We start from the raw sequence: 311 nt of genomic DNA on the forward strand, positions 1-311 counted from the left end.
TGGCTATCAGTATCGAAGAATCGTATGGACTAGGGGAGCTAATCGATGAACTACCCGATCTAGTATTGGGAATCAAGAGAAATCTAACATCTTGGTATGAAATCGGTTTAATCTCTTGGAAAATCAAGCTATGCAAGGGCTGGCGGAAACGGTACACGTCCTTTAAGCAGTTTTGTGAGAGTGCGATCGGTAAGACTTCCAGTGCTGTCAACAATTGGATCCGGGCTGCCCGGGTCATGAGTCAGCTAATTTCTGCCGGCTGCGATCGGTTGCCTATGAATGCTTCGATCGCATTAGAGTTATCCAAGTTT

1 pseudogene is annotated in these 311 nt (G+C 46.0%); it reads left to right on the plus strand.

What is annotated here, in order from left to right:
• Positions 1-311: pseudogene (locus tag MiAbW_RS19360) on the plus strand (hypothetical protein); the annotation flags it as partial.

Source organism: Microcystis aeruginosa NIES-4325 (assembly GCF_008974145.1).
GTDB lineage: Bacteria > Cyanobacteriota > Cyanobacteriia > Cyanobacteriales > Microcystaceae > Microcystis > Microcystis aeruginosa_G.